The organism is Pseudomonas laurylsulfativorans (genome assembly GCF_002906155.1).
GTDB classification, from domain to species: domain Bacteria; phylum Pseudomonadota; class Gammaproteobacteria; order Pseudomonadales; family Pseudomonadaceae; genus Aquipseudomonas; species Aquipseudomonas laurylsulfativorans.
The window spans coordinates 584,059-597,964 of sequence record NZ_MUJK01000002.1 but is presented as its reverse complement, the minus strand read 5'-3'; the positions used below and the strand labels follow the sequence as shown (position 1 = coordinate 597,964).

The 13,906-nt window shown below is 58.5% G+C and carries 14 protein-coding genes and 2 tRNA genes; 12 read left to right on the top strand and 4 right to left on the bottom strand.

What is annotated here, in order from left to right:
* The first annotated feature begins 55 nt into the window (after positions 1-55).
* From B0D71_RS09085 to B0D71_RS09065, 5 genes are read left to right on the top strand one after another with little or no spacing between them, the layout of a single operon-like run.
* A complete protein-coding gene (locus tag B0D71_RS09085) occupies positions 56-838 on the top strand; it encodes a transporter substrate-binding domain-containing protein (protein WP_103394468.1) in 783 nt (260 codons plus the stop codon).
* Positions 839-894: 56 nt separating this feature from the next.
* Complete coding sequence (locus tag B0D71_RS09080) at positions 895-1,623, top strand: ABC transporter permease (RefSeq protein WP_007971646.1); 729 nt, start codon at positions 895-897, stop codon at positions 1,621-1,623.
* Positions 1,620-2,330: an ABC transporter permease gene (locus tag B0D71_RS09075; protein ID WP_046029299.1), complete on the top strand. Its 711-nt coding sequence runs from the start codon at positions 1,620-1,622 to the stop codon at positions 2,328-2,330. The genes B0D71_RS09080 and B0D71_RS09075 overlap by 4 nt, the downstream gene beginning before the upstream one ends.
* A 27-nt stretch (positions 2,331-2,357) precedes the next feature.
* Complete coding sequence (locus B0D71_RS09070) at positions 2,358-3,476, top strand: succinylglutamate desuccinylase/aspartoacylase family protein (RefSeq protein ID WP_103394467.1); 1,119 nt, start codon at positions 2,358-2,360, stop codon at positions 3,474-3,476.
* A 13-nt stretch (positions 3,477-3,489) separates the two neighbouring features.
* On the top strand, positions 3,490-4,254 hold the full coding sequence (locus B0D71_RS09065) for an ABC transporter ATP-binding protein (RefSeq protein ID WP_095965070.1): 765 nt from the start codon (positions 3,490-3,492) through the stop codon (positions 4,252-4,254).
* 129 nt (positions 4,255-4,383) lie between these two features.
* Here B0D71_RS09065 and B0D71_RS09060 read toward each other — a convergent pair whose 3' ends face one another.
* Together B0D71_RS09060 and dcd are read right to left on the bottom strand one after the other, a co-directional pair.
* Complete coding sequence (locus tag B0D71_RS09060; protein WP_033047523.1) at positions 4,384-4,593, bottom strand: hypothetical protein; 210 nt, start codon at positions 4,591-4,593, stop codon at positions 4,384-4,386.
* 107 nt (positions 4,594-4,700) lie between these two features.
* Entirely contained in the window at positions 4,701-5,267 is a 567-nt protein-coding gene (gene dcd, locus B0D71_RS09055; protein WP_007940589.1) for a dCTP deaminase, read from the bottom strand.
* A 353-nt stretch (positions 5,268-5,620) separates the two neighbouring features.
* Here dcd and B0D71_RS09050 point away from each other — a divergent pair, with 353 nt between their 5' ends.
* Positions 5,621-5,830 carry a cold-shock protein gene (locus tag B0D71_RS09050; protein WP_002554837.1) on the top strand — a complete coding sequence of 70 codons (210 nt, stop codon included), beginning with the start codon at positions 5,621-5,623 and terminating at the stop codon, positions 5,828-5,830.
* A 150-nt stretch (positions 5,831-5,980) separates the two neighbouring features.
* Here the strand turns inward: B0D71_RS09050 and B0D71_RS09045 are convergent, their stop codons facing one another.
* A complete protein-coding gene (locus tag B0D71_RS09045) occupies positions 5,981-6,988 on the bottom strand; it encodes a DUF481 domain-containing protein (protein ID WP_103394466.1) in 1,008 nt (335 codons plus the stop codon).
* A gap of 163 nt (positions 6,989-7,151) precedes the next feature.
* On the opposite strand from B0D71_RS09045, the gene B0D71_RS09040 reads away from it, so the two are divergent.
* From B0D71_RS09040 to B0D71_RS09025, 4 genes are all read left to right on the top strand, one after another.
* Complete coding sequence (locus B0D71_RS09040) at positions 7,152-7,505, top strand: MGMT family protein (RefSeq protein ID WP_103394465.1); 354 nt, start codon at positions 7,152-7,154, stop codon at positions 7,503-7,505.
* Positions 7,506-7,549: 44 nt separating this feature from the next.
* A complete protein-coding gene (locus B0D71_RS09035) occupies positions 7,550-9,109 on the top strand; it encodes an AmpG family muropeptide MFS transporter (RefSeq protein ID WP_103394464.1) in 1,560 nt (519 codons plus the stop codon).
* 143 nt (positions 9,110-9,252) lie between these two features.
* Positions 9,253-10,968: a proline--tRNA ligase gene (locus tag B0D71_RS09030; RefSeq protein WP_103394463.1), complete on the top strand. Its 1,716-nt coding sequence runs from the start codon at positions 9,253-9,255 to the stop codon at positions 10,966-10,968.
* Between the two features lie 17 nt (positions 10,969-10,985).
* Positions 10,986-11,939 (top strand): hypothetical protein, encoded by a 954-nt coding sequence (locus tag B0D71_RS09025; protein ID WP_103394462.1) that lies wholly within the window; start codon positions 10,986-10,988, stop codon positions 11,937-11,939.
* A 79-nt stretch (positions 11,940-12,018) separates the two neighbouring features.
* On the opposite strand, the gene dinB is transcribed toward B0D71_RS09025, so the two are convergent.
* Positions 12,019-13,080 (bottom strand): DNA polymerase IV, encoded by a 1,062-nt coding sequence (dinB, locus tag B0D71_RS09020; RefSeq protein WP_103394461.1) that lies wholly within the window; start codon positions 13,078-13,080, stop codon positions 12,019-12,021.
* Positions 13,081-13,381: 301 nt separating this feature from the next.
* Here dinB and B0D71_RS09015 point away from each other — a divergent pair.
* Positions 13,382-13,458, top strand: a tRNA-Met gene (locus B0D71_RS09015).
* A gap of 232 nt (positions 13,459-13,690) precedes the next feature.
* Positions 13,691-13,767: transfer RNA gene (locus B0D71_RS09010), tRNA-Met, on the top strand.
* The last annotated feature ends 139 nt before the right edge of the window (positions 13,768-13,906 follow it).

The following is a 13,906-nucleotide window of genomic DNA, read 5'->3' as shown; positions in this document are numbered from 1 at the left end:
CCAGTAACAATAATTCTGCGCCACAAGCGCTCATATTGGTTTTAGGGATTGAATAATGAAAAAAGCATTGCTGACCCTTTCTGCACTGGCGTTGTGCATGGCTGCTGGCTCCGCCATGGCGAAAGAATACAAAGAACTGCGTTTCGGCGTTGACCCTTCCTACGCACCGTTCGAGTCGAAAGCGGCCGATGGCAACCTGGTAGGCTTCGACATCGATCTGGGGAACGCGATCTGCGCCGAACTGAAGGTCAAGTGCAAATGGGTCGAAAGTGACTTCGATGGCATGATCCCTGGCCTCAAAGCCAATAAATTCGACGGTGTAATCTCGTCGATGACCGTTACCGAAGCCCGTGAAAAAGTCATCGACTTCTCCAGCGAGCTGTTCTCCGGCCCAACCGCCTACGTGTCCAAGAAAGGTTCTGGCGTGACTGAAGACGTCGCTTCGCTCAAGGGCAAGACCGTCGGCTACGAACAAGGCACCATTCAGGAAGCCTATGCCAAAGCCGTTCTGGACAAGGCCGGCGTGAAAACCCAGGCCTACGCCAACCAGGACCAGGTCTACGCCGACTTGACTTCCGGTCGTCTCGACGCAGGGATTCAGGACATGCTGCAAGCCGAACTGGGCTTCCTGAAGTCGCCACAAGGTGCCGACTACGACGTTAGCAAGCCGGTCGACAACGCTTTGCTGCCAGCCAAAACAGCCATCGGCATTAAGAAAGGTAACACCGAGCTGAAAGCACTTTTGGATAAAGGTATCAAAGCGTTACACGATGATGGCACCTACGCCACCATTCAGAAGAAACACTTTGGCGATCTGAATCTGTACAGCGGCAAATAATGCCCGGCGCCCATCTCGCGATGGGCGCTTTTTTCATCCGATCAGGTTGCTGATTTATGTTCGAAAACCTACTAGAAAATCTGGGGCTCTCTGCCTTCAGCCTCAAGGGCTTCGGCCCACTGCTGATGCAAGGCACCTGGATGACGATCAAGTTGTCGGCGTTGTCGCTGTTGGTTGCCGTGTTGCTCGGGCTACTCGGTGCCAGTGCCAAGCTGTCAAAAGTCAAACTGATGCGCGTGCCTGCCCAGCTTTACACCACACTCATTCGCGGCGTTCCGGACCTGGTCCTGATGCTGCTGATCTTCTACAGCCTGCAAACCTGGCTGACGTCGTTTACCGATTACATGGAATGGGAATACATCGAGATCAACCCGTTCAGCGCCGGTGTCATCACCCTTGGCTTCATCTACGGTGCGTATTTCACCGAAACCTTCCGTGGCGCGATTCTCGCCGTCCCACGGGGTCAGGTCGAAGCGGCCACCGCCTATGGCCTCAAGCGCGGCCAGCGTTTCTGGATCGTGGTGTTCCCGCAGATGATGCGGTACGCCCTGCCGGGTATCGGGAACAACTGGATGGTGATGCTCAAGGCCACTGCGCTCGTTTCGATCATCGGCCTCGCCGACCTGGTCAAAGCGGCCCAGGACGCCGGTAAAAGTACTTATCAGCTGTTTTATTTCCTGGTACTTGCCGCGCTGATCTACCTGGTGATCACCAGCGCATCCAACTTCATCCTGCGCTGGCTCGAACGTCGTTACTCCGCCGGTACCCGGGAGGCCGTACGATGATCGAACTACTGCAGGAATACTGGAAACCCTTCCTCTACAGCGACGGCAACAACATCACCGGCCTGGCCATGACCATGTGGCTGCTCAGCGCGTCGATCTTCTTCGGTTTTATTGTGTCGATCCCGCTGTCCATCGCCCGTGTGTCGCCGCACTTCTACATCCGTTGGCCGGTGCAGTTCTATACCTACCTGTTCCGTGGCACGCCGCTCTATATCCAGTTATTGATCTGTTACACCGGGATCTACAGCCTGGCCGCCATTCGGGCCCAGCCAGTACTGGACGCATTCTTTCGCGATGCGATGAACTGCACCATCCTGGCCTTCGCCCTGAACACCTGCGCCTACACCACGGAGATCTTCGCCGGGGCCATTCGCAGCATGAACCACGGTGAAGTGGAAGCGGCCAAGGCTTACGGGCTGACCGGCTGGAAGCTGTATGCCTATGTGATCATGCCGTCGGCCTTGCGTCGTTCGTTGCCTTACTACAGCAACGAAGTGATTCTGATGCTGCACTCGACCACCGTGGCCTTTACCGCAACCATCCCGGACATCCTGAAAGTCGCACGGGATGCCAACTCGGCGACCTTCCTGACCTTCCAGTCGTTCGGCATTGCCGCGCTGATCTACCTGACCGTCACTTTTGCGCTGGTCGGCCTGTTCCGCCTTGCCGAACGCCGATGGCTGGCCTTCCTCGGGCCGACCCACTAGGTCTCAACCAGTTTCAGGAAACAACAGATGCGCCACCAGAAACATGACCTGCTGGCCCCGGTACCGGGGACCGCACGACAGATCCACAGTTTTCACTTCGGCCCACAACCGGCCAACGGCAAGATCTATATCCAGGCCTCCCTGCACGCCGACGAAATGCCCGGCATGCTGGTAGCCTGGCACCTCAAGCAACGCCTGGCGGAGCTGGAAGCCGCCGGTCGCCTGCGCAGCGAAATCGTGCTGGTGCCCATCGCCAACCCGGTGGGCCTGGAACAGGTGCTGATGGATGTGCCGCTGGGCCGCTACGAGCTGGAAAGCGGCCAGAACTTCAACCGCTGGTTCGTCGACCTCAGTGAGGAAGTCGGCAATGCGATCGAGGGCAAGCTCGGTGACGATCCGCAGCACAACCTGCAACTGATCCGCAGCAGCCTGCGCGATGCGCTGGCCCGGCAGACTGGCGACACCCAATTGCAATCCCAGCGCCTGACCCTGCAACGATTGGCTTGTGACGCCGACATGGTGCTCGACCTGCATTGCGATTTCGAGGCGGTCGCGCATCTGTACACCACGCCGGATGCCTGGCCGCAGGTCGAACCTTTGGCCCGTTACATCGGCGCCGAAGCCAGCCTGCTGGCCACGGACTCTGGCGGTCAGTCGTTCGATGAATGCTTCACCCTGCTCTGGTGGCAGTTGAAGGAGCGCTTCGGCGAACACTTCGACATTGCGCCGGGCAGTTTTTCGGTGACCGTCGAATTGCGCGGTCAGGGTGACGTCAATCATCCGCTGGCGAGCCGCGATTGCCAGTCGCTGATCGATTACCTGATCCATTTCGGCGCGATTGCCGGCGAACCCGCGCCCCTGCCCGACCTGCCCTATCCGGCGACACCGCTGGCCGGTGTAGAACCGGTGGCCACGCCCGTCGGCGGACTGCTGGTGTTCACCGCGCTGCCGGGTCAGTACCTCGAAGCCGGGCAACTGATCGCCGAGATCATTGACCCGATCAACGATCGCGTCACCCCCGTTCATTGCTCCGCCGCCGGGTTGATGTACGCCCGCTCGCTGCGCCGCATGGCCACTGCCGGCATGGTGATCGCCCACGTCGCGGGCACCGAAGCCTATCGCAGCGGCTATCTACTTTCGCCTTGAGGATGCATGCCCCATGTACAAATTGACCATCGAAGGCCTGCATAAAAGCTATGGCGACCATGAAGTCCTCAAAGGTGTTTCGCTCAAGGCCAAGACTGGCGACGTCATCAGCCTGATCGGCGCCAGCGGCTCAGGTAAAAGTACCTTTCTGCGTTGCATCAACTTCCTGGAACAACCCAACGACGGCGCCATGAGCCTCGACGGGCAGAACATCCGCATGATCAAGGATCGTCACGGCATGCACGTGGCCGACGCTGATGAGCTGCAACGGATTCGCACCCGCCTGGCCATGGTGTTCCAGCACTTCAACCTGTGGAGCCACATGACGGTGCTGGAAAACATCACCATGGCCCCGCGCCGGGTGCTGGGGTGCGACAGGAAGGAAGCCGAGGACCGCGCCCGGCGCTACCTCGACAAGGTGGGGCTGGCGTCCCGCGTGGCGGACCAATACCCGGCATTCCTGTCCGGTGGTCAGCAACAACGGGTCGCGATTGCCCGCGCGCTGGCCATGGAGCCGGAAGTCATGCTGTTCGACGAGCCGACCTCGGCACTGGACCCGGAGCTGGTGGGTGAAGTGCTCAAGGTGATCCAGGGCCTGGCCGAAGAAGGCCGGACCATGATCATGGTGACCCACGAAATGAGCTTCGCCCGCAAAGTGTCGAGCCAGGTGTTGTTTCTGCACCAGGGACTGGTGGAGGAAGAAGGCGCGCCGGAAGACGTGCTGGGCAATCCGAAAAGCGAGCGGTTGAAGCAGTTCCTGAGCGGCAACCTGAAGTAACGCCTGACAAAAAACCTGTGGGAGCGAGCTTGCTCGCGATAGCGATATAACAGTCAATAATGATCTCGACTGAAGCACCGCTATCGCGAGCAAGTTCGCTCCCATATTTGATTTGTAGTGTTTGAACTATCAAGCAACAGGTGCAGGAGGCGGTTCATCCGGCAGCGTAGGCTCACCCGGTTCATTAGGCTGTTCGTTCGGGGTATCAGGATCAGGCTGGCCGGGAATGCCCCCTGCCATGCTGACGGGCGGGTGTGCCAACAAGGACCAGGCCAGAACGCCAACCTGATTGGGTTCAAGCCTTGCCAGCTCGGCACTGATTCGCGGATCGATCTTCATTCGGCACTCCTGAGCGATGGCCCGACCCGCCTTGCGCGGATCGGAACAGTACACTCCATAGAGTGTACGCCCGCTCAGGAATTCCCGACATTTGTCGGACGGCTGACTCAGGTACGTGGCAGGGTCACGCCACGCTGGCCCTGATACTTGCCGCCACGATCCTTGTAGGACACTTCACATTCTTCGTCAGACTCGAGGAACAGCATCTGCGCAACGCCTTCGTTGGCGTAGATTTTCGCCGGCAGATTGGTGGTGTTGGAGAACTCCAGGGTTACGTGACCTTCCCACTCAGGCTCGAGCGGCGTGACGTTGACGATGATGCCGCAACGCGCATAGGTGCTTTTACCCAGGCAAATGGTCAATACATTGCGCGGAATGCGGAAGTATTCGACGGTGCTGGCCAGGGCGAAGGAGTTCGGCGGAATGATGCACACGTCGCTGTGGATATCGACGAAGCTGCCGGCATCGAAGTTTTTCGGGTCGACGATGGCCGAATTGATGTTGGTGAACACCTTGAAATGATTAGTGCAACGCACGTCGTAGCCGTAGCTCGACACGCCGTAGGAGATCACACGGCTATCGTCGCTGCCGCGCATCTGACGCTCGACGAACGGCTCGATCATTCCGTGTTCCTGCGCCATGCGGCGAATCCACTTGTCCGATTTGATGCTCATGGCGGGTGTCCTGAATAGCGAGGTCGAAAAATTCTGTCCGGCATCTTACCGGGCGCGCCGCCGGGTTCAAAGTCCGGGGTGCAATTCTCGCCGAACAGGCAGGAATTACACGCTCTGGCGACGAACCGTCACACCGCCGATCCTTAAAACAGAGAAACCTTCACAAGAAGCATTGGCACGTCCCGGAAAAAGGGTTAAGGTGGCGTCACTGTGCTGCTTGTGTCACTGAGAATCTCTACACGATATGTTGAATTTCGATCCAACCATCTACAAGAATTTTTCCTGCTCTTTGCACTCAGTCTCGGCCAGGGTTCTTCCTGAGTCGCAGTTATCTTTGTTCAAGGAGTTACACCATGTCTAATCGCCAAACCGGTACCGTTAAGTGGTTCAACGATGAAAAAGGCTTCGGCTTCATCACTCCACAATCCGGTGACGACCTGTTCGTTCACTTCAAAGCTATCCAGTCCGACGGCTTCAAAAGCCTGAAAGAAGGCCAACAGGTTTCTTTCATCGCTACCCGCGGTCAGAAAGGCATGCAAGCTGAAGAAGTTCAAGTTATCTAACTTGTACTTGCTTTAGTAAAAAGCCCCGCCCTCAACAGCGGGGCTTTTTTGTGGGCGAGTGTTTTGTCCACACAAAAAAGATCGCCGCCTTCGACAGCTCCCGGGTTGACCTTGCAGGAGCTGTCGAAGGCGGCGATCTTTTTGGTTTTCTTACCAGGTCACGCCAAACCCTGCGGTGTAGCGTGTCTTGTCCAGGTCCGCATCATCGGTGCCGCTGATGATGTCGCGCTCCGCCTTCAGGTTCAGCGAAGCCCAGTCGGTCACCTTGTAGCGCAACCCCATCTCGGCATCGAGCGCGTAGTCAGCCACACCCGACAACGGCTTGCCGACTTCACCATTGGTGAAAAACTCGACACGCTTGCCGATCAGGTAGCGGTTGTAGTCCCACTTCATGGCCAGGGCGTAGAAATTGTCCTTGCTGCCATCGGAGAACTCATAGTCCGTGCGGTTGACCAGCGAGCCCAGGGAGAATGCTCCGAGTTCGTCATCCCAGAACTGATAGCCGGGACCGGTACCGACCGTGCGTTGACGGGAAAGGTCTTCGACCTTGTCGCGCTTGTACACCAGGCGCCCCTGCCAGAACCATTGCTCGGTCAGGAATCGGTCGATGGAGTACTCGGCCCGCCAGTTGTCCGTGGTCACCACGTCGTCCTGGAACTCGCGGTTGTATTCGCCTTCGGCGGTATGCCGCCAGCGACCGTGACGCGCACTGGTCTTGAAATCGATGTCGTAGTCATCGGTGTCGTTTTCCGCCCGCTGATAATCCAGCGCGACATCGACATTGCCTTTCCACACCAGATCCTCGACCACCGGTTTTGGCTTGAGAATCTGCTGAATGCTCGCCAATTCGACCGTCTTCGGTGCTTCACCGTTGGCCAGCGTGACCTTGCCGGCGTCCGCCGCTTTCAGCGACTTGGTTTTCTCGCCAGTGTAGGCATCCTGCTTGACCAGCAATTCCTGATCACTGTCCAGGGTCTTGACCTGTTTCCAGTCGATCGCCACCACCCCAGCGTACTCGGTCTGGATCAGCAGTTTGCCGCCATCGAACAGCGTGATCTTGCCACTCAACTTGTCACCGTTCTTCAACCACACGGTATCGGCTAGCAAGGGGGTGGAAGCACCAAGGACAGCGAGACACAGCAGGGATCTGGACAACATAAGCAAAATACGGGCTCGGGCTTGCGAGAAAAGTCGGCATTATCCGTAGGAACAAGGCCATGACAAGGACTGACCCGAGTATTTCTATTGAGTTCATATATCAACCGCCCGTGCAGGATTTACTCTACAGACGGTAAATCAGACTTCTTCAGGAATGACGGACGTGACCGAGCCAACCGATGAACCCGAGAGCGCGGCGCAAATCCGACGCACGGCGCTGTATCTGACACTGGCGCAAGTTCCCGAGGGCAAAGTCGTCAGCTACGGTCAATTGGCCGAGCTCGCAGGACTGGGTCGCGCCGCCCGCTGGGTCGGTCGCACCCTCAGCCAATTGCCGAGCGACAGCAAGTTGCCCTGGCACCGTGTTCTGGGCGCAAACGGGCGTATCAGCTTGCCGGTCGGCAGCCCTTCGGGCGATGAGCAGCGCGCACGCTTACGCATGGAGGGCATCAGTGTCCTGAACAATCGTGTTGATATTCGGCGCCATGGCTGGCGCCCGGTAGAGCACAGCGGTTAGAGTGCGCGCTTTGTTTCCGTATTTGTTGAGGCAGACTCCAGCCCATGCCCCGTAAAACCTGGCGCGCCGCGCTCGCCGCTTATGCCAGCCCTTCGACACTCGTGCTGTTGCTGCTCGGCTTCGCCGCCGGCCTACCCTACATGCTGGTGTTTTCTACGCTTTCAGTCTGGCTGCGTGAAGCAGGCGTGGCTCGTGAAACCATTGGTTATGCAAGCCTGATCGGCCTGGCGTACGCCTTCAAATGGGTCTGGTCGCCCTTGCTCGACCAATGGCGACTGCCATTGCTCGGCAAACTCGGTCGACGACGTTCCTGGCTCGTGTTGTCCCAGGCACTGGTGATCCTTGGCCTGATCGGGATGGGCTTCTGCGACCCGCAAAAGCATTTGTCGTGGCTGATCGCCATTGCCGTAGTCGTCGCTTTCGCATCAGCGACGCAGGATATTGCGGTAGACGCCTACCGCCTGGAAATCGCCGAAGACAATCGTCAGGCCGCCCTGGCCGCCAGCTACATGTCCGGTTACCGGGTCGCTGCGCTGCTGGCTACCGCAGGCGCGCTGTACTTCGCAGAAGGCTTTGGCTCCACCGGCTTCAACTACAAGCATTCAGCCTGGGCCGGCACTTACATCCTGTTCGGGGCGCTGATGCTCCCGGCACTGCTGACCTCCCTGTTCATGCGCGAACCACCCGTGCCATTGCGCACGCAACTGCAGGCCGGTCGCTACAGCTTCGCGCACCAACTAGCCTCGGTGTTCGTGCTGATCATATTGCTGGTGTCCGTGCCAGCCATGTTCACCCAGCTCTACAACACCGACTTCGCCAGCGTGCTGTTCGAAGGCGTGAGCATGCTCGACCTGCTGCTCGAGGACCGCGCACTCCTGCGGGCCATCCTCTATATCACGCTCACCGCCCTGTGCCTCTCGGCCATGGGCCGTCGCGGCCTGGCACCGGTACTCACGCCAGTCAACGACTTCATCCTGCGATACCGCTGGCAAGCGCTGCTGCTGCTCGGCCTGATCGCCACCTATCGGATGTCCGATACGGTCATGGGCGTGATGGCCAACGTGTTCTACATCGACCAGGGCTTCACCAAGGACCAGATCGCCAGCGTCAGCAAAATCTTCGGCCTGATCATGACCCTGGTCGGCGCCGGCATGGGCGGCCTGTTGATCGTGCGTTTCGGCATCCTGCCGATCCTGTTCATCGGCGGCGTCGCATCCGCGGCGACCAACATCCTGTTCCTGATGCTCGCCGACATGGGCCCCAACCTGAACATGCTGGTGCTGACCATCTCCCTGGACAACTTCAGCTCGGGCCTGGCCACCTCTGCCTTCGTCGCCTACCTGTCGAGCCTGACCAACCTCAAGTTCTCTGCCACCCAGTACGCCCTGCTCAGTTCGATCATGCTGTTGCTGCCACGCCTGATCGGCGGTTATTCCGGGGTCATGGTGGAGAAGTTCGGTTATCACAACTTCTTCCTGATTACCGCCCTGCTCGGTGTCCCGACCCTGTTGTTGATCGCCCTGCACTGGTTCCAGGAAAACCGCCGCGCAGGCCCGACACCGACACCGGAACCGGTGCAGACCCCGGTCGCCGAAGAGTCGTAGGTTCTTTACGCAGGAAAAATCGCGGAGGGCCGAGTGAATCGCGCCCTCCTGCCACACCACCGACCGCACGCCTGTACGCCAGCGGATCTCGCCCGTACAATGCTCCGTCATTTCTCGTCATCAGCAATCGATAACGGCCAACCATGCGCACCAGTCAATTTTTGCTCGCCACACAAAAAGAAACGCCTTCCGACGCGGTCGTGATCAGCCACCAGCTGATGCTGCGCGCCGGCATGATCCGCAAACTCGCCTCGGGCCTGTACACCTGGCTGCCGATGGGCCTGCGGGTAATGCGCAAGGTCGAAGCCGTCGTTCGTGAAGAAATGAACGCCGCCGGCTCTCTCGAAGTGTTGATGCCGAGCACGCAACCGGCTGAGCTATGGCAGGAATCCGGGCGCTGGGAAGAGTACGGCCCTGAATTGCTGCGCTTCAAGGATCGCCATGGTCGCGACTTCTGCGCAGGCCCGACCCACGAAGAAGTCATCACCGATCTGATGCGCAACGAGTTGAGCAGCTATAAGCAGCTGCCAATCAACCTGTACCAGATTCAGACCAAATTCCGTGACGAAATCCGTCCACGCTTCGGCTTGATGCGCGGCCGCGAATTCATCATGAAGGACGCCTACTCGTTCCACGCCGACCAGCCTTCGCTACAGGCCACCTACGACCGCATGCACCAGGCTTACTGCAACGTATTCACCCGCCTGGGCCTGAAGTTCCGCCCTGTTGAAGCCGACAACGGCTCCATCGGCGGTGCCGGTTCCCACGAGTTCCACGTGCTGGCCGAGTCCGGTGAAGACGACATCGTCTTCAGCAACGGCTCCGACTACGCCGCGAACATCGAGAAAGCCGAAGCCGTGCCTCGCGAAACTTCGCGTGCCGCACCGGGTGAAGAGCTGCGCCTGGTCGACACCCCGAACGCCAAGACCATTGCGCAACTGGTCGAAGGCTTCAATCTGCCGATCGAGAAAACCATCAAGACCCTCGTGGTTCACGCTGAAGAGAAAGGCAAGCTGATTGCCCTGATCATCCGTGGCGATCACGAACTCAACGAAATCAAGGCCGCGAACCAGCCTGGCGTTGCCAGCCCGCTGGTCATGGCCTCGGAAAGCGAACTGCGCGACGCCATTGGCGCCGGCGCCGGTTCCCTCGGCCCGTTGAACCTGCCGCTGCCGATCATCATCGACCGCTCCGTCGAACTGATGAGCGACTTCGGTATCGGTGCCAACATCGACGACAAGCACTACTTCGGCGTGAACTGGGAGCGCGACCTGCCTATTCCGACCGTTGCCGACCTGCGCAATGTCGTGGCCGGCGACCCGAGCCCGGACGGCAAAGGCACCCTGGAAATCAAACGCGGCATCGAAGTCGGGCACATCTTCCAGCTGGGCAACAAGTACAGCAAAGCGATGAAGTGCGAAGTACTGGGCGAAAACGGCAAGCCGGTCACCCTGGAAATGGGTTGCTACGGCATCGGCGTGTCTCGCGTGGTGGCGGCTGCCATCGAACAGAACAACGACGAAAACGGGATCATCTGGAGCGACACCCTCGCGCCGTTCCAGATTGCCCTGGTGCCACTGCGCTACGAAACCGAACAAGTTCGTGAAGCCACCGACAAGCTGTACGCGGAACTCACCGCTGCCGGCTTCGAAGTGCTGCTCGACGACCGCGACAAGAAAACCAGCCCTGGCATCAAGTTCGCTGACATGGAACTGATCGGCATTCCACACCGGATCGTGGTCAGCGACCGCGGCCTCGCCGATGGCAACCTGGAATACAAGAGCCGTACCGAGGCCGAGCCGCAAGCGCTGCCGGTCGCCGACGTGCTGTCCTTCCTTCAGGCCCGTATCCGCCGCTGAAACCAGATAGAGACGTCATGTTTAAGCGAAACACCTTAGGCCTCGGTGCTGCTGCCTTGTGCGGCACCCTGCTGGTCAGCGGCTGTGCCAACCACATGTCACAACGCAGCGAGCACGAGGAGCGGGTCGAGCGCAAATTGCTCGATCACAGCCTGCAGATCGATGTCGGTGAGCCCAAGGTGCTTGAGCTGCCGCAACGGCGGGTGAAAATCCACGAGCAGAAGACTTTCGAAGTCACCGAGTACGAAGTCACGCGTCACTATGACCGCTATACGCCGTACCAACCCTGGCGGGAGATTTACGAAATCCCGCTGGGCGCGGTGGCCGTGGTGGCGGGTGTCGGCGCCAACGTGGTCAATGTGTTCGCCCTCGGCAATCTGCCGGACAGCGTGACCAAGGACTGGTTGAGCTACGGCTTCGCCGGGCTCAACCCGTTTATGAACGTGCAGTCCCACGGTCGCGCACAGCAGAACCTGGCGGGCATTGATGAAGTCCAGCGCGACAAACGCACGGAATACTCAAGCCTGCCGTGGAGCGAGCGTCCGGTTGAAGTCAAGGCTGGCAAGGAAACCTTTGAACTGACCACCGACAAGAACGGCGTATTGCGCCTGAATCTGCTCGACAACCCGTTCGCCGAACATGACATCAACCATCTGAGCCGATTGCTGATTCGTGTTGAGGATGGTCAGGACAACGTACGCACCGATTCCACCCTGGCCATCAGCAGCACCTTGCGCAGCAAGCTCTACGAGGCCCATGGGCTGATTTATGATGACCTCGAAGGAGACGAAGTCAATCAGTGGGTTCACCGGGTCAAACGCCTGTCGGAGCTGGGTCTTGAAGAGGAAGCCAGCGAGCTGGAACAGAGCCTGATCGAACTGACGCGCAATGATCCCGAGTTGCAGAGCGAATTCCTGAAGTCGCTGGCCCAAAATGGCGAGCGACTGGTGGCGAATCCGGGGCTGAACTAAAAGCCAAAAGCTAAAAGCTTCCCGAGCAAGTCGGATCGCCGCACTTGCTCGCAAGGGGCCCCTCACATTCACCACAAACCTACCGCTCAAACAACTCCATCTGCTCAAACCCGCCCCGCAAGTCCTCCAGCCGCACCCCGACCCCCAACAACCGCACCGGTTTACCGCCGCGATTGAAGGCCTGGGTCAGCATCAATTGATAACTCCCCAGATCCCGCCCTGCCCCGGCCTGCTCCAATGTAGTCTGGGTGAAGTCGTGAAACTTCACTTTGACGAAGGGCTTGCCCGGACGATAGCTGCTGTCGATTCGCGCCATGCGGCCGGCCAGGGTCTCCAGCAACTCGGGCAATTTATCCAGACAACTCTTCAGATCTGGCAGATCGACGTCGTAGGTGTTTTCGACGCTGATCGACTGACGACGACTGTCGTTATGCACCACACGGTCATCGATCCCGCGAGCCAGGCTCCAGAGTCGCTCGCCAAAGCTGCCGAACTCACGCACCAGTGCCAACTTGTCCCACTCGCGCAATTGCAGGCAATCGGCGATACCCAGTCTGCCGAGCTTGTCGGCGGTGACCTTGCCGACCCCGTGCAATTTGCTCACCGGCAAGCCACTGACAAAGTCCTCGACCTGATCCGGAGTGATGACGAAAAGACCGTTGGGCTTTTTCCAGTCACTGGCGATCTTGGCCAGAAACTTGTTCGGCGCCACGCCCGCCGACACGGTGATGTGCAACTGGTTAGAGACCCGGCGCCGAATGTCCTGGGCAATTCGCGTTGCACTGCCGGCGAAATGCGCGCTGTCCGACACATCGAGGTACGCCTCATCGAGCGAGAGCGGCTCAATGATCTCGGTGTAGTCGCGAAAGATCGTATGAATTTCCCTGGACGCTTCTCTATAGGCATCCATGCGTGGCTTGACGATGGTCAGGTCCGGGCACAGCTTCAAGGCGTGCCCGGAGGACATTGCCGAACGCACCCCATACGCCCGCGCCTCATAATTGCAGGTCGCGATCACCCCACGCCGATCCGCCGACCCGCCCACCGCCAATGGCTTGCCGGCCAGGCGCGGGTCGTCGCGCATCTCAATGGCGGCGTAGAAACAGTCACAATCGACGTGGATGATCTTTCGCTGAGTCATGGCAAAGCAGTGTTCATGGCAAGGAAATGGCGTCTTGGTATGACGGATATGCAGTATCTCACCGACACCTGTATATAGCACCAGTAGTCTGAATGTTCTTTTGGACTCGTGGGAAATGTCGCTGGTGAATTTATTTTTTCAATCGGAGAAACACTCTCAATAGAGCCGCAGGCCTTGCCCCGCTTGCCTCACAGACTGCCAACCCTCCCCTTCGACAAGCTAACCGATTGAAGCAAAACAGGTTTTATCGGAATTGAAGGTTGACACCCCGACGTATCTCTATAGAATGCCGACACACAGACGCGGGATGGAGCAGTCTGGTAGCTCGTCGGGCTCATAACCCGAAGGTCGTCGGTTCAAATCCGGCTCCCGCAACCAAACATCAAAAAAGGCTACTCGAAAGAGTGGCCTTTTTTGTGCGTGCTCGTTTTACAGCGCCGAGCGCCGAAACAACGCCTGGCCTCTCAACGATAGCGAAACAGGAAATCGTTCTGATTCCGAAACTTAGGCCATGGCTGCGACCGTTTGCCGCGATTCCACGTTTATTTGACCTGCTTCAGGATTAACGGTTGACACCCCGCCATTACTCTATAGAATGCCGCCACACAGACGCGGGATGGAGCAGTCTGGTAGCTCGTCGGGCTCATAACCCGAAGGTCGTCGGTTCAAATCCGGCTCCCGCAACCAAACATCAAAAAAGGCTACTCGAAAGAGTGGCCTTTTTTGTATCTGTTGAAAAAGTCCTTTCGCAACAATGATCTGTCACTGTGTAGCAAGCCGTTTGGGGGTCACCCATGCGCCGGGTTCAGACTATGCTCTATCGCAG